The sequence below is a fragment of the Marininema halotolerans genome, assembly GCF_900116235.1.
GTDB classification, from domain to species: domain Bacteria; phylum Bacillota; class Bacilli; order Thermoactinomycetales; family DSM-45169; genus Marininema; species Marininema halotolerans.
The window spans coordinates 24,795-41,747 of sequence record NZ_FPAA01000013.1 but is presented as its reverse complement, the minus strand read 5'-3'; the positions used below and the strand labels follow the sequence as shown (position 1 = coordinate 41,747).

Here is a 16,953-nt window from a genome sequence, read left to right as displayed (position 1 = left end):
CCTTATCCCTTAGTCACCTGGAATAAGCACAGGTGTAATAACCTGTTGTCACTGATCTAGCGAATAATTTGATCCTTCAATTTTACATCCTCGTCAACGGCAAGTCTCATGTTACCACTCGTCCTCCATCCTCCAACTTGGATTATTAAGCGATCAGATCTGCAATAATCCCACGGGTCCGTTTTTCGCCAAAATAACTTTGAAACAGTACCTCTTCTGGAACCATTCGTCTCTTGCCCCCAGGTTCCTGTACTTCTAGCACATGATACGCTTCTTTTCGTAACCGCTTTAAGACAACGGAAAGAGGCTCCTCTGGCCGAACCGTTAAACGAATAATCCGAGCACCATCGGGAACGTGATTTTCTTTACGGTGGATTAGAAAACGCATGTATTGGTATTTGCGGTGTTTTAATGAAATCCCATTGGAATAAAGGAGAAAGAGGGCAACTGCGGCAAGATTCAAATGAAGTTCTGAACCTAAAACACTGATCCATAATAGGACACCCGCACCGATCATCCCAATCCCAATGCTAATACGCACCGCCTGCCGAAAAGGCATGAGATAACATAACAACGCCTGCAGAACCCGCCCACCATCCAATGGGTAGATCGGTAACAAATTAAATCCTGCTAAAAATGCATTCCCCTGGACAAAGTAATTTGTCCACTCTGCGGACCACCAACCCATTTTAAAAAAGAAATAACCAAACAAGATCATAATGATGTTGTGAAAGGGCCCAGCTAAGGCAACGACGATTTCTTCACGAGCAGGCACTGTCCCCCATTCATCTGTACGGGCAACTCCCCCAAAGGGAAGGAGCTCAATGGACTGGATCCGCCAATGATATGATGTAGCCGCTGTTACATGACCTAACTCATGAATGAGTACTAAAACGAACAAGGTGATTACCTCCATAAACCGGCCAGTCACTACCGATAAGAGGATAACCACCCAAAATAACGAATGAATCCGAAGGGATGTACCATGGAGCTGGATCCTAGTCAAGGGAGATCACTCCCGTCGGATCAACGAATCCCCCCTTTTCCTTCAGGGCAAAGAAGAGAAGTGATTCGTCACTTTTATCCGTTGTCTCCCCTAAGAGTTGATTCGATTTTACCCAATCCTTTTCCTTGACACGTAAGGTATCCATGCCACCGTACCATGTCTCACGCCCATCTTTATGCCGAATAATCACAGTCTTACCCAGCCCTTCTTCAGTACCGGCCTTGATTACCCAACCTTCGGCTACTGCAACGACAGGGGCTCCTTTTGCCGTTTGAATAAAGACACCACGATCTTGTTTGCTGTAGGTTGTAACTTTCTTTCCTTTAACAGGAGACATCCACGTTTCTTTTGTATTCGAGGGACTCCCACTATTTAAAAAAGCTGGCAGAATGGATGGTGAATCCCCAATGGTGTTTTCGTACCATTGTGCAACACCCGCAAAATTATAATCCCGCTCCATGACTTCAGCGATATAAGCTTGCGCTGTTTTTCCAGATGGGGCTTGGGATTGAAAAATTAAATAGGTCCCTGTAAATAGAATAAATGCAACAAAAAACTGCAAAAGTAACTTTCCTTCTTTCTTTCGCTTCCCTTCACCTGCCATCCATTGTGGACGATTCCAAGGAAGTTCCTCTGATCGACCTGAGGAATCCTTTTTCCACACAGGATCTCTATAAGCGAAGGGGTCAGGTTTTCCCATTCGAATGGCTCGCATTCGCTCTTCTCTTCGTTTTTGTATCCCTTGGTTCCAGTCCCTCATGAAATCGCTCACCCGCCTTGCCATTCGTTTGTACAAGTTTATGACCTGTCTTATCTTCGTATGACTTGTCCTTGATGAACGATGGGTTGTTTGAAAAAAACCCCCTCTATATATGAAGGGGGTTTTTTTCAGGAGTTTGGCGATTTAGTGTTTCGCTTCAAACGTATCGCAATCAGTCTCTTCAGAGTCATGGGGCTTTTGGGTGTGACCCACAACCATAATTTGATCTGCGTCGCACATATTGCCTGAAGCCCAATAGGTACAGGTATCTACTTCACATTGGACGCCTTTTGGCATAGATCATCCCTCCCTTATCATCAGTATGGACAACAATTCGAGAGGTTATAAACCCAATATGAGGGATTTGCCGTTTATAAGAATCGCTCACCTTCTAATTAGAAAGTGAGCGATGGTTTATGCAAACCCGAGCCATTTTTTCATACGCGCTTTCCATGGACGTTCCTTTTCCAAAACGAGGAGGGGAACCGTCTCTCCCTGGATGCGTCGGGCGATATTTCGATAGGCTTTTGCAACTAAATAGCGGTTATGTAAAACGATGGGCTCACCTTCATTCCCTGCCCGTATTACTTCTTCATCATCAGGAACCACTCCTAACAAATCAACAGCAAGGACAGAGATCACTTCATCAACGTCCATCATCCCGCCCTCTTTTACCAAGTGGGGACGGTATCGATTAAGGATCAACTTGGGTGGATAGCCCAGCTTTTCTTTTTCTAATAAACCAATCACCCGATCCGCATCTCGAATCGCAGTGGTTTCTGGTGTCGTAACGACAATCGATCGATCCGCGCCTGCAATGGCATTTTTAAAACCCATTTCTATCCCCGCCGGACAATCAATAATGACAAAATCATGCTCTTCTTTCAATTCCGCCACTAACCAGCGCAGTTGTTCGGAAGAGACTGAGGATTTATCCTTTGTTTGCGCCGCAGGAAGTAAGTAAAGATCATCACAACGTTTATCTTTGATTAACGCTTGTTTGATTCGACATTTTTTCTCAACGACATCCACGATATCAAATACGATTCGATTTTCCAAACCCATTAATACATCGAGGTTGCGAAGGCCGATATCTGTATCCACCAGAACCACTTTCTTTCCGCTGAGAGCGAGAGCCGTACCGAGATTTGTTGAAGTCGTTGATTTTCCCACGCCGCCTTTGCCAGAAGTTACTACAATCGATTCACCCAACGCTTACTCCTCCTCTCGGACAAAACCCGCAAGCGTCATTTGCGGAAACGATTCTCTTTCCACTCCATTTCAGGACGAATTCGGCTAAGATGATGCATTTTGTCAACAGCGATCTGACCTCCCAGAAGATACGCAAAATTCATCCCCGATATTTCTGATTCATCCCACTCATCAGGTGGACGTGAGACCACATCGGATATCCTTAACTGAGTTGGTCTTAACTGAGAAGCTGCCAAGATTGCCCGCTCGTCTCCTTCGCAACCCGCATGAGCAAGTCCACGTAGAGCACCTACGACATAAATACTTCCTGTGCATCGAATGGTACCTCCGGGGTTTAGATCCCCCAATAGCAGTAGATCTCCACGATGCTCCAATACTTGTCCTGAACGCACGGTTCCTGCCAAAAGATGAATCCCATCCTCATTATCGATCAAGTACGGCTTCCCATCCGCAGCTTCAATGGAACGGATGATCAAATTCTTTCGAACGGCGAAAAGAGCCCGCAATTCTTTCTCTTCCTCCCGAGTAATTCTGCGGTCTCCGATTTTGATGTATATATTCGTATCCGGTCCGTCAAAAAGAGTCGAGGCGTTCTCCAATTTATATTGCAATTCACTCAAAAGTGTGGAAAACGGCCGCGATTCATCCAAAAAGAAATGAAGTCCATCCTTGGACCCCTTGATGGTCACGCCCGGCTTTAACACTTTACCCATATGGTTGTCACCCGCCTCAGTGTTCTAAATTCGGCAAAAAACCCCGATTTCCTCCTTATATTCTTTTGATAAAAGGGAAATCAACTAAATGCGATGATTTTTATCCAAAGAATAAGGAACTCCCTTATCGTTTTCCGAACAAACTACCAAAACGAGGAGAATATCGTCGGAATATCCACTGAATTCCATGATAAATAGGAAAAGCAATCACCGTATTAAAAAGAACCGATGGGAACATGCGATACATGAATGCATCATGTGCACCCACCTGCGTCAATTCAAATAATCGATACCAACTGTATACCATAAGAAGATGGATCGCTTGTCCCATCCCTGTAGTCAACAACGCCATGATCGGACCCGATACAAACTGTCGGGAAATTTGACCCGCAATATATCCGATTACGGCTGTAGAAAAAGCGTATACTCCGATTGTACTGCCATAAGACAAATCATATAAGAGTCCAAAGAAAAAGCCATACAACAGCCCCACCCTGCGACCACGATGCAAAGAAAGGAGGATAATCCCACTGACCATCAGTTGTGGAATGAAAACAAAATCACTTCCCCATGCTTGGGGTAAAAAAGGCTGAAGAACGGTTCCATCCAACAAAAAAAGAAAGGAGAGGAATCCGATGAGAATCCAAAACACCATCGTTTACTCCCCCTTATTCTCTTCCTTATCCACTTGTTTGCGATGAACTTTTAATTGTAACTTAGTTGGATCGCGTACCACCATGACATAACTCAAATGCTCGATACTAGCGGCAGGTTTCACATAAGCCATTTGGTCCACACCAAATTCTCCTGGGGTAACTCGCTCCACCGTCCCAATTAAAAGATCGCCTGAATAAATATCTGACAATCCTGACGTAACGACCGTCTGACCTTTTTTCAACTTCGCCTTGGGGGATATTTTTTTAAGGAGGAGGCGTTTTTTATCTGGATCATATCCCTCAATGAGACCAAAGGACTCTTCTTTCCCGGATTTAACATGAGCAGCAATTCCTGGCCCACTGCCAGTATCCGTCAACAATTGGACATCCGCCATATGACCCGTTGCGGCTTTTACCCGTCCGATCAGCCCTTTATCGGTCACAACTGGCATATCCTTAGCAACCCCATCCTTTGTGCCACGGTCAATCACAATCCGATCATTCCAACGGTCTGGTGTTCTCGCCACCGCTTTTGCGGTAATGGTCTTTGCACGATTGCGATCCACATAATTGACTTGGTCTTTTAGTTGCTTATTTTCTTCTTGGAGTGTAGCCACCTGTGATTTTAATTGCTGCACACCATTGGCTTCTTTTTTCAGTTGACGATTTTCTTCACTGTACTTTCCGACATTCCCTAACTCGGAAATCCAATTGGTAAGCGTATAGACAGGCGTTGCAAATAGAGAATCCACAAAGGCAATACTATTTTTCACGATAGCCTGTGGCCAGGTGAACGAATCCCGTTCACCACGCGTCATTCCTACTGTCACCGTGAGTAGAATGACGGATAACAACAACACAAAGAGTCGTCGATTAGCAAACAGCCGGAAAAACATCCTTCACACCCCTCTTCACGACCGCCGACCGAAGCGATTAGTGGAGGAAATCCCTACACCCGAAGTAAATAAATGAATATTTTCAAGGGATTGCCCCGTTCCCACTGCTACACAGTCCAATGCATTGTCAGCAATTATCACAGGCATGTCAACTTCTTCGGATAACCGCTGATCCAGATGACGCAATAAAGCGCCTCCGCCCGTCAATACAATTCCGCGATCCATGATATCCGCTGCAAGTTCAGGAGGGGTTTGCTCCAATGTCATTTTTACAGAATCAATGATTGACTGTACGGTGTCATTAAGGGCCTCAGCAATCTCCTTGGATGAAATGTGGATCGTCTTCGGCAAGCCTGAAATGAGATCACGTCCCCGCAATTGACGCGTCTCCTCTTTTTCCTCGATCACCTTTGCCGAACCAACTTCTAATTTCAGATTTTCAGCGGATCGTTCGCCAATCATCAAGTTGTATTGCCGTTTAATATATTGAATAATGGCTTCATCCATCTCATCGCCAGCAATCCGTAGCGATTTTGCTGTCACAATACCACCTAGGGAGATGACTGCCACTTCTGTGGTTCCACCGCCGATATCCACGACCATACTCCCCATTGGTTCCCAAACAGGGAGACCTGCACCGATAGCAGCAGCAAAGGGTTCTTCAATCGTATACGCTTCCTTCGCTCCTGCCGCACGTGTCGCCTCTTCCACTGCGCGTTTTTCTACGGGTGTCACACCAGAAGGTACACAGACCATCACATTGGGACGACGTGGTAGGTACACCCGTTGGTTTTGGGCCTTTTTGATAAAATACTCGAGCATTGTGGCGGTTGTATTGTAGTCAGCAATCACGCCATCCTTCATGGGACGAATGGCAACAATATTTCCCGGTGTACGCCCAATCATTCGTTTAGCCTCTTCACCCACGGCCTTAATATCTTGCGTTCCTGTTTCCAGCGCAACCACAGAGGGCTCTCGAACAACAATGCCCTGACCTTTTAAGTAGACCAGGGTATTCGCCGTTCCCAAATCAATCCCCATATCCCGTGTGAATCCACCAAATTTTTGGAAGATGGTTTCATTTCCCTCTTCTTTTCCTTTACTTCCAAACCAGAATCGCATCTTCCGTCTCAGCCCTTCTGCTAGTAGTGTCGCTCTATCCAGGGAATCGTCCCTTTTCCTTCAAACTGACAAAACATTGATCCCCAATAATAATGTGATCCAATAGTTCAATCCCAACGATGCGACCTGCTTCGTACAACCGTTCGGTCACATGAATATCTTCTCGACTCGGGGTTGGATCCCCACTTGGGTGGTTATGTAAACAAATTACGCCTGCACAACTGCGTCGAATGGCTTCTCGATACACTTCTCGAGGATGAACAACAGAGGAATTTAACGTGCCGACAAATAAACATTGCTTATCGATTACCCTGTTTTTTGTATTCAAAAACAAACAGACAAAGTGTTCTTGCGTTAAACGACTCAGCTCATCCATCACATATTCTGCTGCATCCTTGGGTGTATGAATACCGACATGCTCTTCAGGTGCCACACGGGATACACGGCGCCCCAATTCGATTCCAGCAATAATTTGTAACGCCTTCGCTACTCCAACGCCATGCACCCTCACTAAATCTCGATAATCAGCGGATGCCATCCCGCGAAGTCCGTTACACTGAATGAGGATACGTTGAGCAAGCGATACCACCGATTCCGATTTTGTCCCCGTGCGCAACAAAATCGCCACCAACTCTTGCGTGGACAACGAAGAAGCCCCGCGTTTCATTAATCGTTCACGAGGACGATCTTCCGCGGGAAGATCACGAATCATCATCGGTTCATAGTGAAATGCCATAACAACCTCCAAGGGTATCCCGTTCCATAAGGAGGTCTAGCTGTAAGACACTGAAGTGCTCCCTTAGATTATTCGGGAAAAGGTAAGGGATTGACCATGGGATAATCCATCGTCTGTAACATATCGTAGAGAAGTGGTAACGACATGCCTACCACATTGGTATAACAGCCATCAATCCAATCTACCCAAAGTGATCCGATTCCCTGAAGGCCATAAGCGCCAGCCTTATCCATCGGTTCACGCGTGGCGACATACCATTCAATTTCTGCTCGGTCTAAATCGCGCATCATTACTTCAGTCATACGATGCCGAACCAATCGGCGCCTTACGATTCCGTTCTCATCAACCTCTACCAAGGCAATACCTGTATACACTTGATGGGCCTGCCCAGCAAGTCGCTCTAAAATTCGGATGGCATCAGCATCATCCACAGGTTTCCCCATGATATCTCCGCCGAGAGCAACCACCGTATCCGATCCAATTACTAGAGCATTCCGTTTGGAATGAGCCACCGCTAGTGCTTTCTTAGCAGCAAGGATTTCTACCAGTTCGCCAGGAGAAGGCTGACCGGGTACATCTTCTGCCACCATACTAGGATGAATAGAAAAGGGAATGCCCAACGACCGCAAGAGCTCACTCCGTCGCGGGGACCCGGAAGCGAGTACGAGTTCCGGATGCATGGGTCCCAACCTCCTTCATGATTATAGCTACGTTTATAAATGGTTATCATATATTGTGCGTGTTCAAGAAATTCAACCGATTTTATTAGTGAAGTGACAAGAAAAGCCCCCACAATGGGTCGAACCCTCACTCTATATGAATAAGGTCACAGTGCCTTCGACAGTTTCCAGTTTAGCAAAATCGAAACTCCGCCACAAGGAACAATCCCTGTCAACTTAACGCCTCGACAAATTTCTGATAAGCGAGCACATATCGAACAAGGCCTTCTTGCATTTGCCAAAACATGGCTCTGTTTGGCGTATCTGTCTGAGAACTTTGTACAACTAAGTCCATTCCCCGTACCATCTCACTCCACTCCGTTTTTAACGACGTAGGTAATTCTTTTTCCACATCACCCCGTACTTTTGTAAATCGCGTATAAGCTTCATTGACCTGGGTACGCGATTCTTTAAAATGGGTAGGGGATGCATTCGAAGAAACCCCCTTCGTCGTTGTGGTTACCATGATCTGAAAAATATGATTTCCTTCCTTGATAGCGAGAGGAAGAGACTTTTTCCAATTCGTAGACCGTTCCTTTGGAACAGGGATCGACTGATTGATCTTGATCGCTTTATAGGCTAAGTCGCCACCCTTTGTTTTTAAGCTTGCAGCAAGTTCCTTCGCGCTTTTCTGGTCCTGAGCGACCGCTTGGTAAATGTGATAGGGAGCCTCGTCGGTCATGACTGCTGCAAGCCCTTGTGTTCGTTGAGTCATCACGGTTTTGCTTGCCCCTGATTTTTGTTTAAATATGCCGCGTTGAATTAGAACCGCCTCTAATTTTGGCAGCGTCATTGTTGCTTCTGCTTTCTTCGCAGGTGGCTTGGATGAGGTTTGATTCGGGGTCTGAGCTTCCTTTGGTTGACTTGGTACCGTTCTTACATGGGAATCAATCGTACCCGTTGTGGGACTCTTCTCATTCGGAAAGAAGAGAGAGAGAATAACCACACCCATCAGTGTACCAATCACCACGGCAGCACCTACGGATAAAGCAAGTGCTCCCTTCCCCCGTTTTCCGGATGACGTTCGCTTACGCGAATATGGGCTTCCCCACTCAATCCCATCCTCATCCACTTCACGCACGGGCCAGGATAAAATCCCTTTCTTATTCGTATCAAGGGAGGATTGCTTTCCCTCATGATTTGTCAGGGAACTAGAAAGTTTCGATGTCTGCTCCGGTTTCGGACCTGTAATTGAACCATTGAGTCGAACAGTGATCCGGCTTTTTTCCATGATCGATCGTCCCCTTCTCCCATCAATTACTATCATGAGTATGTCCTACTAGATACAAGTAGAACCTAGAATGATAGAGAAGGAACTGATAGAGTTAATCAAAAAAAGAGAGATACCCCTGAACCAACATCTCCCCGACAAAAAAACTACTCCCAAATCCTCCTAGAATGAAAGGCGCAAAGGGAAGGGCAAATCCTTTACCGACTCGTCCAATAAGAAGAAAAATTGCAGCAGCCAACCCTCCCAAAAACAAGCTACTAAAGAGCCCCGCTAAGGCACTGGGAAAACCTAAGGCTGCTCCCGCTGCGGTGGCTAATTTGATATCCCCTCCACCTACTCCCCCTTTGGAAAGGAGCGCGATCAATAGTAAAAAACCACCACAGACCAATGCACTCATCAGGCTTGCCCAACCCTCCCCTTTGATAATGGATAACCCTAAGAAATGAACGCCCGCGGGTATTGTCAGGCGATTGGGTATTACCTTGAATGAGAGGTCGGTCCAAACAGCAACACCAAGAACCAGAAACAACAAACATCCGATTACCTTATCCCAAGGGTTCAAAGTGGTCCACACCACACCTGCAAAACTAACCGCTAATAAAAGGGATGAAGCCCATAACCGAGTCGGCGTGGACACAACTTTTCCTCCTAGACCGAGTACACCATTAGCCATCCGATGCATACTTCGACCCAAAATCCACCCAATGACCGCAAACCAGAGGATTTCGTTCATAGATCTTCTCCCACTTTTCCTTTCCTTCCTCATTGCAAAACATCTATTGTAAATAACCCCTCTTATTATACACAAAAAGGAAATCATTTGTTTAAAAAGAATGAAAAATTAGTTTCCAAACTTTTCGCGATAATGTGCGAGTGCGATTAATGGCCAAGCAAACTGGTAACTGTGATAATGAACATAAAACTGTCCTGCAAGACCCGCACCCGTTGGATATTGGGTCGTGGAATTGCCTTCCCGAATCAACTCCAGTAGTCGCTTCACCCCTGCCTGAATCGCTGGTGTAGGGGTATCCGAGGCCGCTATCAGTGCATCCAATGCCCAAGCCGTTTGTGAGGGTGTACTGACATGCAAGGGGACATAACGCTTTTCCACATCGCTACGGCAAGACTCCCCCCACCCCCCATCATCGTTTTGAACGGACAATAACCATTTCACTCCCTGGGCTATTGCTGGGTGTTCACTCTGAATGCCTACAGCCGTCATCCCTGTCAATGCCGCCCATGTCCCATACAGATAAGCAATCCCCCAGCGTCCAAACCAGCATCCCTCTTTTTCCTGGTCACGAACCAAAAAATCGAGGGCACGCGATACCGCCGGGTGGGCATAGTTGCAACCCGATTTTCCAAGAAAATAGAGTACACGCCCTGTCAGATCCGCTGCAGACGGATCGATCCATGCGGGAGCTGCATCCTGATGGAGAAATTTTAAAGGCCACCGCTTATACGTGTTCCTTTCAAATGCGGGCCAACCGCCATCTTGGTTTTGCATCGATAGAAGCCACTGGGTACCCCGCTGCCAATTGTGTCCGATTACCGTGGGATACGTTGCGGCAAAAGGAGACAGCACGCGAAGAACCGCTGCGGTATCATCACAATCAGGGTTGATCGTATTGATATCGGAAAATCCCCATCCCCCGGGTATTCCTTCCGGATTTTTAATTCCCCAATCCCCGATGCGATCCTGCTGGCGTGTGAGTAGGTATGTAGCCGCTTTACATAGAGCGGGATGTCCAGCTGACACTCCCCCCTCTAATAACGCTCCGGCGATCAGAGCCGTGTCCCATACCGTTGACGTCGTTTCCTGCATATGTAGACCCTGTTGCAGTGGATATAAAAATGCGTCCATTCCCTGCAATGATTTTTGAATGATTGGATGTTCTTTGGGATACCCCAATGACATCAATCCAAAAACCATTAAAAAAGTCGTTGTGAAATAACTGTATAAGGTTCCATCCGGTTCCACACGCTCAATCATAAATTTTTCGCCATAACGGAGGGAGCGATTCGATAACCATGCCCGTGGGCCATAGGGGCGTAGAAATTTATCTACAATTCCTGACAAGGCAAGTCCGCGTTCCTTTTCCTCAGAGGTTTGTGCAACCTCCCCCCACTCTGTTAGGTTAGTAGGGATTCCAGGGATCTTGACAGTGAAACGTTGGTGGGCAGCAACCATAATCGGTGCGGCGTGTACCCGTGCATAACCGACCAAGTCCCAAAAATTGATGGGAAACCAACGTGGCAACAGGAACAACTCAATGGGAACAGACTGAAGATCGGACCATCGTTTGATGTTGGTTAGCGAAAGCACCACTTTCGTAAGAGAACCCGCCTTAGTAACCCCGCCTCGAAGACGAACCCATTCCTTCACTTGTCGGATGTCCTCTCCACTGGGATCCATTCTTCCTGCTACCATCAAACTTAATGATGCTTCAATGGTTGACGAAAGGCTTCCTTCTTTCTCATCTGGATAAAGTCGCCATAGCCCATCTGCATCCCGTAAATTTAATAACCGCTCCGCCATTCCTTGCACATATTTTTCCTGTCGACCAAAAAGTCGATATAACAAAATGCCATAGGCGTCTGTCATTGCACCCGTTTCAAAACAAAATGACCAGCGGCCATCTGGTTGTTGGCTTTGGATCAGGGTTTCGGTTAACCGTCCGATTTCCATTTTAACGACTTCCATCCATCTACCCTCAGTCACCGCCTCTTCCCCCTTCCACTCCTTCATTTTACTTTTATGGGCTTTCCATCTCTCATATGTATCAGCTGAACCTGCGCCTAGACATCAAAGGACTCCTGGGATAAGATGTCCTATACAGAAGGGAACCTGTTGAGAAAGCGAGGGCTATTTTTTGCTGGATATTAAACACGTAACCGGAGGATACTCTCCCCAACATCCTGTGATCCACGATATTTCCTTCTCGGTTAAGCCAGGTGAGATGGTGGGTTTAATCGGGCTAAATGGAGCAGGAAAAAGTACAACCATCAAAGAGATCCTCGGATTTCTCCAACCCACCTCGGGCACCATTTCAGTGGATGGCCTTACCCTAAAGGAGGATCCAGATCGCTTTAAAAGGCATCTGGCTTACATACCAGAAACCCCTTACCTTTATCCAGAACTAACGTTGCGTGAACATCTGGAATTAACCGCGATGGCTTATAGCTTGGAGGAATCACAATGGCGACCCCGGATGGATTCCTTACTTGAAGAGTTTCAGATGACCAAGCGCCTGGAATGGTATCCCACTACATTTTCAAAGGGAATGCGCCAAAAAGTCATGATTTTATGTGCTTTTCTTATTCAACCCAAACTACTCATTGTGGATGAGCCATTTATCGGCTTGGATCCCTTAGCAATTCATTCCTTGTTAAACCATATGATCACGCTTAAAAACCAAGGAACAGGCATTCTCCTCTGTACCCATGTTCTAGCCACTGCTGAAAAACATGCCGATCGCTTCGTCTTGCTCCGAGAAGGACAGATTGCTCTTCAAGGCACCCTCAGTGAAATGCAAACTCAGGCAGGGCTCCCTACCGCTTCATTAGACGACCTCTTTGTCCATGTTGCTAAGGAAAACGGTCTATGAAGGATCTAGAGCAGCTTTTTTCCCATCGACGAAAACATGCCTGGCAAAAAGGACTTCGCTACGCTACTCTGATCGCGAAAACCCTCCAGGTCTTCCCGCTCTTTGCTCTTTTGTTGCTCTACTTCGGGTATAAAGCCTTTCTTCAATGGATGCCTGCCGACTTTCCAGCCTCTCTACTTATGGCCATCTTACTTACCGGGGTACTCACACAGACAAAGCATCGCACCTTTGCGCAACCAGCAGATCCTTACTTCCTGCTCCCTGCCGGTGCCGTGGTGCAAAAATATTTCCGGGAAGCCTTTCGCTACAATCTCATCATGGAGATTGGAAAAACCCTTTTATGGATGCTCTTTTTCTCGCCCCTCTATCTCGTGAAAATCGGGGAAGCAAGTGAATTCACCCTTGCCATCGTCTTGATTCTTCTCCTGAAAGGATGGAATTTGATTCTATTCCGTCTGGCGATAATCAGTGGCACTCCCACCTTTTCCGGCTGGTTACGAGGAGGAAGTAATCTTCTCATCTTAATGTGGCTATTTGACGGACGATATCTTATCGTGTTAATCCCCCTTGCTCTGATCTGGATGGGACTATTGTTCTTCCATTACCAACGTCACACCCCGCCTGCTCATCTGATTCCCTGGGAGGAATGGATTTCACGAGAACGTCAGACTGTATCGACTTACTACCGATTTGCCAGTCAGTTCATCGAAGTTCCCCAGGTAGGCAATGAAATCCGTATTCGCAAGTGGGTATCCTTTGTAGAAAAATTTGTGCCGAAACAGACAAAAAACACCTATCTATACTTATACCTACGCACCTTTCTTCGATATAGCGAACCCTTCGGCGCCAGCCTTCGATTAACCCTTGTCGGTGCGGTGATTTTATTGGTTTTTCAGCCATCGTGGCTTCCTGCTTGGATCGTATTGCTAGTGATGTTACTTGGGACAGGCATTCAACTCCCGTGGATTCGACACCATCACAACTTCCAGCCCTGGTTTCGCCTCTATCCTCGTCCCGAACAACAAAAACGAACGGATTTAGGCAAACTGATGGGAACCCTATTAATCAGTCAATCCTTCTTGGTCCTACTCATTCAACCCCAGTTGTGGTACTTTCCACTTACTTGGGGACTCCCTTTACTTTTACTCAGTTCAGGGGTGGCCTGGCTGATTGGATGTGTGTGGCTGCCAAAAAAGCATTAATGGATAGCAAAAAAACTCCCCTCAATGAGGAGAGTTTTTTGCTATTTCTTATCCACCTGTTTCAGGTCACGGATAATCCGATCATAGTCCGGCTTAAGTCCATCATAGCGTTCATACACCTTGCCATTGGTATCCACCAGGAAGAAGGAAACGGAGTGATTGACCATGACACTGTTCTTCGTGGACTTTTTCTGCTTCATCACGGGGCTTTTAAACCCTTGGCGAGCAAAATCTTCAATCTCTTTCTGTGGATAACCCGTGAGAAAATGCCACTGTGAAAGATCTGCATCATAACGTTTGGCAAAGGCTTTTAACTGTTTTGGTTGATCATAAGCAGGATCCACACTGAAAGAGACGATGTCAATGGATACACCTTCATCCTTCATTTGCTTCTGTAGACGTACCATATTGGCTGTCATCGGGGGACAAACGTCCGGACAACGTGTAAAAATCATATCAACGAGATAGGGCTTTCCTGCCAATTGTTTCGAATCAAAGGGCTTCCCATCTTGGTCCGTAAATGTAAAATGAGGCACATTCCAACCAAGGGGCTCTTGTTTCTTGGGAGTGCTTGACACCTTTTCATCCTGATCAACGGGTGTCACGCCACATCCTGTCAAAAGGATTCCCACGAGTACCATCATCGACATTCCCTTTACAAGAACGCCGAACCGTGTTCCTTTCATTCCTATCAAACTCCTTTTTATTTGACCATGCATCGATGCAACTTACTTCTTACTCATCATAGTCCAAAAACCAATATCACAAAAGCCAAGTCGTTTATACATCTGCCCTGCCTTGGGATTATCATAGAATAGACACAATGTTTTTCCATCAGCAAGTACTTCCTCACAAAGGCGTGCCATGAGATGAGTAGCCACACCTTGGCCACGATATCCGGGTAAGGTCCCCACGCCAATAATCATCGCAGATGCTGGATTCTCCGCCGCAGTTCGCGCCATACTGAACATTTGGCCCCCCTCTTCTGCAAGGTATCCCCTTGATTCCCCAGAGACCAAGGATCGGCGTAATGCTCCCTCCGATTGTGGTCGAACCGTAAATTCCTCAATTCCGCGCGTAAGTTCTATGATGGCCTTCACATCCTGTACCGTCATCCGCTTTAGCGATGGAAGGGTAGCACTCCCCCCTGGCGGTCGGAAACTTTCCCTTGTCATTTCAGCGAAGTACGTCATTCTTTTGCTTCCCCAATCGAGAGAAAGACTGTTATATGGGCGAAACTGTTCGATGATATGATCGGCACCAGAAAGCTCACTCCATTCCCCATGGTCTTCCATGATGGCAACAAAACCATCCACATCAAATTCACCGGGAGCATAAGGAATCCAATTGCCAAAGTAACGAAGAAGGACTCCCCTTAACTCACCCTGCTCTGTAAAGTCCCCCCATAGATCAAAAAAGTCCGTTTCCATCCCATAATTGTGTATATTACCGAGAAAAAAGAGATTCAGTGCACTTTCTCTTGCTAAAAAAGTAAAGGCTTTTTGGCGATCGGCTTCCCCGAGTTTACGCACCGTCATCTTCATCACCTGCATTAACGTAAATTTTATCTATTATAATGGAAGCTATACTAATAAGCAACAAAAAAACCCTGTTAACCAGGGTTTTTTACAATCGAATTATGAAAATAACGATTCCTGCCATGAACAATATAATGGAATAATTTCATCCGGCGATTGATCGACTTGCCATTAGTCCTTCTTCTCCAACGCAGGCACAAGGTTATGTGCCACACGCCAAATATCCCCAGCACCCATGGTGATCACGAGGTCGCCTGGCTCCGTATATTTGAGTAGATAGGCCTCTACTTCTTCCTTTGTATCGAGGAATAGCGCACTTGGATTACTATTTTCCCTAACCATCTCCACTAAACGTTCGGAAGTCACCCCTTCGATAGGCGCTTCGCCAGGTGGGGAGTAGATACTGGTGATGATCAAATGATCGACATCCCCAAAGGCTCGACTAAACTCGTCCATTAGATGGTAGGTGCGTGAGTATCGTTGCGGTTGAAACACGGCAACGATCCGGCGATTCATCGCCTTCAATCCATCGATGGTTGTGCGAATTTCTGTTGGGTGATGGGCGTAATCATCCACGACGAGAATATCATCGACTTCACCAATGATTTGAAAGCGTCGTTTCGCTCCTTGGAAGCGGGATAAGCCATCGGATGCCTGCTTAAAGGTAAGACCGGCCTCCAGACAGACCACCAAAGTAGCTAAGGCATTGGCAACATTATGCCGTCCAGGAACTTGGATCTCCACATCCCCTAGGATTTCTTCCCCTTTTTTCACTGTAAAGCGCGTTTGATTGAGTCGTGTACGTATATCGACCGCTTGATAATCTGCGGATCGATCCACCGCATAAGTGATCACCTGCGCTTTGGATTCGCTGGCGATCTCGCGTAAGTATGCATCATCCCAACCCAGCACGACCGCTCCATCTTCTTTAACCTGTCGTAAAAACTGACGATACGCTTTTTTCAGGTTTTCAAAATCACCTTCATAGTTTTCAAGATGGTCCGGTTCAATATTGGTCACCACCGCGATATGCGGATAGTATTCAAGAAAGGTTCCATCACTTTCATCCGCTTCAGCAACCACAAATTCGCTCTTACCCGCCTTGGCGTTACTTCCAAGACCGACCACCTCACCACCGATGACGTACGTGGAATCTACGTCATTCTCTTCAAGGGTTTGTGCAATCATCGAGGAGGTTGTGGTTTTTCCATGGGCACCCGCCACCGCGATCCCCTTCTTGTCATTCAACAGGGTAGCAAGCATCTGGGATCGATGCAATACGGGAATGCCCACCTCTCGTGCAGCTACCAGTTCAACATTATTTTGATGGATACTCGATGAGTACACCACTCGATCGGCTCCCTCAATCAAGGAGGCTTCATGACCAAGATGAATCTCCGCTCCACGTGATGCCAAGCTTTCTGTTAATTTATTGGCAGCAACATCGGATCCCGTTACCCGATGTCCCATTTCCAGCAACACGCGAGCAATCGCACTCATCCCATATCCACCGATGCCAACAAAATGTACGTGCTCTTGTTTAAGCAACCCACA

Annotated in this window: 18 protein-coding genes; 2 read left to right on the top strand and 16 right to left on the bottom strand. The window is 46.5% G+C overall.

All coding sequences use genetic code 11. The features are described from left to right. Positions 1 to 145 precede the first annotated feature (145 nt). The 13 genes from CHX35_RS14930 to CHX35_RS14870 all read right to left on the bottom strand — a co-directional run bounded on the left by CHX35_RS14930 (position 146) and on the right by CHX35_RS14870 (position 11,773). Entirely contained in the window at positions 146 to 1,006 is an 861-nt protein-coding gene (locus CHX35_RS14930) for a M50 family metallopeptidase (protein ID WP_091838861.1), read from the bottom strand. Further along, positions 999 to 1,766 (bottom strand): M23 family metallopeptidase, encoded by a 768-nt coding sequence (locus CHX35_RS14925; RefSeq protein WP_176392118.1) that lies wholly within the window; start codon positions 1,764 to 1,766, stop codon positions 999 to 1,001. The genes CHX35_RS14930 and CHX35_RS14925 overlap by 8 nt, the downstream gene beginning before the upstream one ends. Before the next feature lie 144 nt (positions 1,767 to 1,910). Continuing rightward, positions 1,911 to 2,063, bottom strand: coding sequence for a DUF1540 domain-containing protein (locus tag CHX35_RS14920; protein WP_091838856.1), 153 nt, complete (start codon positions 2,061 to 2,063; stop codon positions 1,911 to 1,913). Between the two features lie 117 nt (positions 2,064 to 2,180). Then, the gene (minD, locus tag CHX35_RS14915) at positions 2,181 to 2,978 is read right to left on the bottom strand and encodes a septum site-determining protein MinD (protein ID WP_091838854.1); all 798 of its coding nucleotides are present in this window, start codon (positions 2,976 to 2,978) and stop codon (positions 2,181 to 2,183) included. Between the two features lie 35 nt (positions 2,979 to 3,013). Further along, the gene (locus tag CHX35_RS14910) at positions 3,014 to 3,691 is read right to left on the bottom strand and encodes a septum site-determining protein MinC (protein ID WP_091838851.1); all 678 of its coding nucleotides are present in this window, start codon (positions 3,689 to 3,691) and stop codon (positions 3,014 to 3,016) included. Positions 3,692 to 3,815: 124 nt separating this feature from the next. Then, positions 3,816 to 4,346: a rod shape-determining protein MreD gene (gene mreD / locus CHX35_RS14905; protein ID WP_091838849.1), complete on the bottom strand. Its 531-nt coding sequence runs from the start codon at positions 4,344 to 4,346 to the stop codon at positions 3,816 to 3,818. A gap of 3 nt (positions 4,347 to 4,349) precedes the next feature. Then, complete coding sequence (gene mreC / locus CHX35_RS14900; RefSeq protein ID WP_091838846.1) at positions 4,350 to 5,243, bottom strand: rod shape-determining protein MreC; 894 nt, start codon at positions 5,241 to 5,243, stop codon at positions 4,350 to 4,352. 15 nt (positions 5,244 to 5,258) lie between these two features. After that, positions 5,259 to 6,365 (bottom strand): rod shape-determining protein, encoded by a 1,107-nt coding sequence (locus CHX35_RS14895; RefSeq protein WP_091838843.1) that lies wholly within the window; start codon positions 6,363 to 6,365, stop codon positions 5,259 to 5,261. 34 nt (positions 6,366 to 6,399) lie between these two features. Continuing rightward, complete coding sequence (gene radC / locus CHX35_RS14890) at positions 6,400 to 7,101, bottom strand: RadC family protein (RefSeq protein ID WP_245838865.1); 702 nt, start codon at positions 7,099 to 7,101, stop codon at positions 6,400 to 6,402. Positions 7,102 to 7,169: 68 nt separating this feature from the next. After that, on the bottom strand, positions 7,170 to 7,781 hold the full coding sequence (locus tag CHX35_RS14885; RefSeq protein ID WP_091838840.1) for a Maf family protein: 612 nt from the start codon (positions 7,779 to 7,781) through the stop codon (positions 7,170 to 7,172). Positions 7,782 to 7,992: 211 nt separating this feature from the next. After that, positions 7,993 to 9,051, bottom strand: coding sequence for a hypothetical protein (locus tag CHX35_RS14880; protein ID WP_091838838.1), 1,059 nt, complete (start codon positions 9,049 to 9,051; stop codon positions 7,993 to 7,995). A 94-nt stretch (positions 9,052 to 9,145) separates the two neighbouring features. Further along, entirely contained in the window at positions 9,146 to 9,784 is a 639-nt protein-coding gene (locus CHX35_RS14875; protein ID WP_176392117.1) for a prepilin peptidase, read from the bottom strand. A 108-nt stretch (positions 9,785 to 9,892) separates the two neighbouring features. Then, positions 9,893 to 11,773, bottom strand: coding sequence for a terpene cyclase/mutase family protein (locus CHX35_RS14870; RefSeq protein ID WP_176392116.1), 1,881 nt, complete (start codon positions 11,771 to 11,773; stop codon positions 9,893 to 9,895). A gap of 151 nt (positions 11,774 to 11,924) precedes the next feature. On the opposite strand from CHX35_RS14870, the gene CHX35_RS14865 reads away from it, so the two are divergent. Both CHX35_RS14865 and CHX35_RS14860 read left to right on the top strand, forming a co-directional pair. After that, positions 11,925 to 12,659: an ABC transporter ATP-binding protein gene (locus CHX35_RS14865; protein ID WP_217895891.1), complete on the top strand. Its 735-nt coding sequence runs from the start codon at positions 11,925 to 11,927 to the stop codon at positions 12,657 to 12,659. After that, on the top strand, positions 12,656 to 13,861 hold the full coding sequence (locus tag CHX35_RS14860) for an ABC transporter permease (protein ID WP_091838830.1): 1,206 nt from the start codon (positions 12,656 to 12,658) through the stop codon (positions 13,859 to 13,861). Before CHX35_RS14865 ends, CHX35_RS14860 begins: the two co-directional genes overlap by 4 nt. Before the next feature lie 41 nt (positions 13,862 to 13,902). Here CHX35_RS14860 and CHX35_RS14855 read toward each other — a convergent pair whose 3' ends face one another. From CHX35_RS14855 to murC, 3 genes are all read right to left on the bottom strand, one after another. Beyond that, positions 13,903 to 14,547 (bottom strand): SCO family protein, encoded by a 645-nt coding sequence (locus CHX35_RS14855; RefSeq protein WP_176392115.1) that lies wholly within the window; start codon positions 14,545 to 14,547, stop codon positions 13,903 to 13,905. A gap of 42 nt (positions 14,548 to 14,589) precedes the next feature. After that, positions 14,590 to 15,399, bottom strand: a complete 810-nt coding sequence (locus CHX35_RS14850) for a GNAT family N-acetyltransferase (protein ID WP_176392114.1) — start codon at positions 15,397 to 15,399, stop codon at positions 14,590 to 14,592. 171 nt (positions 15,400 to 15,570) lie between these two features. Continuing rightward, the gene (gene murC, locus CHX35_RS14845; RefSeq protein ID WP_091838823.1) at positions 15,571 to 16,947 is read right to left on the bottom strand and encodes a UDP-N-acetylmuramate--L-alanine ligase; all 1,377 of its coding nucleotides are present in this window, start codon (positions 16,945 to 16,947) and stop codon (positions 15,571 to 15,573) included. Positions 16,948 to 16,953 lie beyond the last annotated feature (6 nt).

Bases quoted from the DNA above. Each gene is read 5' to 3' on its own strand.
- CHX35_RS14925 (WP_176392118.1), bottom strand. From the start codon at position 1,766: ATGAGGGACTGGAACCAAGGGATACAAAAACGAAGAGAAGAGCGAATG.
- CHX35_RS14920 (WP_091838856.1), bottom strand. From the start codon at position 2,063: ATGCCAAAAGGCGTCCAATGTGAAGTAGATACCTGTACCTATTGGGCT.
- CHX35_RS14910 (WP_091838851.1), bottom strand. From the start codon at position 3,691: ATGGGTAAAGTGTTAAAGCCGGGCGTGACCATCAAGGGGTCCAAGGAT.
- mreD (WP_091838849.1), bottom strand. From the start codon at position 4,346: ATGGTGTTTTGGATTCTCATCGGATTCCTCTCCTTTCTTTTTTTGTTG.
- mreC (WP_091838846.1), bottom strand. From the start codon at position 5,243: ATGTTTTTCCGGCTGTTTGCTAATCGACGACTCTTTGTGTTGTTGTTA.
- CHX35_RS14895 (WP_091838843.1), bottom strand. From the start codon at position 6,365: ATGCGATTCTGGTTTGGAAGTAAAGGAAAAGAAGAGGGAAATGAAACC.
- radC (WP_245838865.1), bottom strand. From the start codon at position 7,101: ATGGCATTTCACTATGAACCGATGATGATTCGTGATCTTCCCGCGGAA.
- CHX35_RS14885 (WP_091838840.1), bottom strand. From the start codon at position 7,781: ATGCATCCGGAACTCGTACTCGCTTCCGGGTCCCCGCGACGGAGTGAG.
- CHX35_RS14880 (WP_091838838.1), bottom strand. From the start codon at position 9,051: ATGGAAAAAAGCCGGATCACTGTTCGACTCAATGGTTCAATTACAGGT.
- CHX35_RS14875 (WP_176392117.1), bottom strand. From the start codon at position 9,784: ATGAACGAAATCCTCTGGTTTGCGGTCATTGGGTGGATTTTGGGTCGA.
- CHX35_RS14860 (WP_091838830.1), top strand. From the start codon at position 12,656: ATGAAGGATCTAGAGCAGCTTTTTTCCCATCGACGAAAACATGCCTGG.
- CHX35_RS14855 (WP_176392115.1), bottom strand. From the start codon at position 14,547: ATGAAAGGAACACGGTTCGGCGTTCTTGTAAAGGGAATGTCGATGATG.
- CHX35_RS14850 (WP_176392114.1), bottom strand. From the start codon at position 15,399: ATGACGGTGCGTAAACTCGGGGAAGCCGATCGCCAAAAAGCCTTTACT.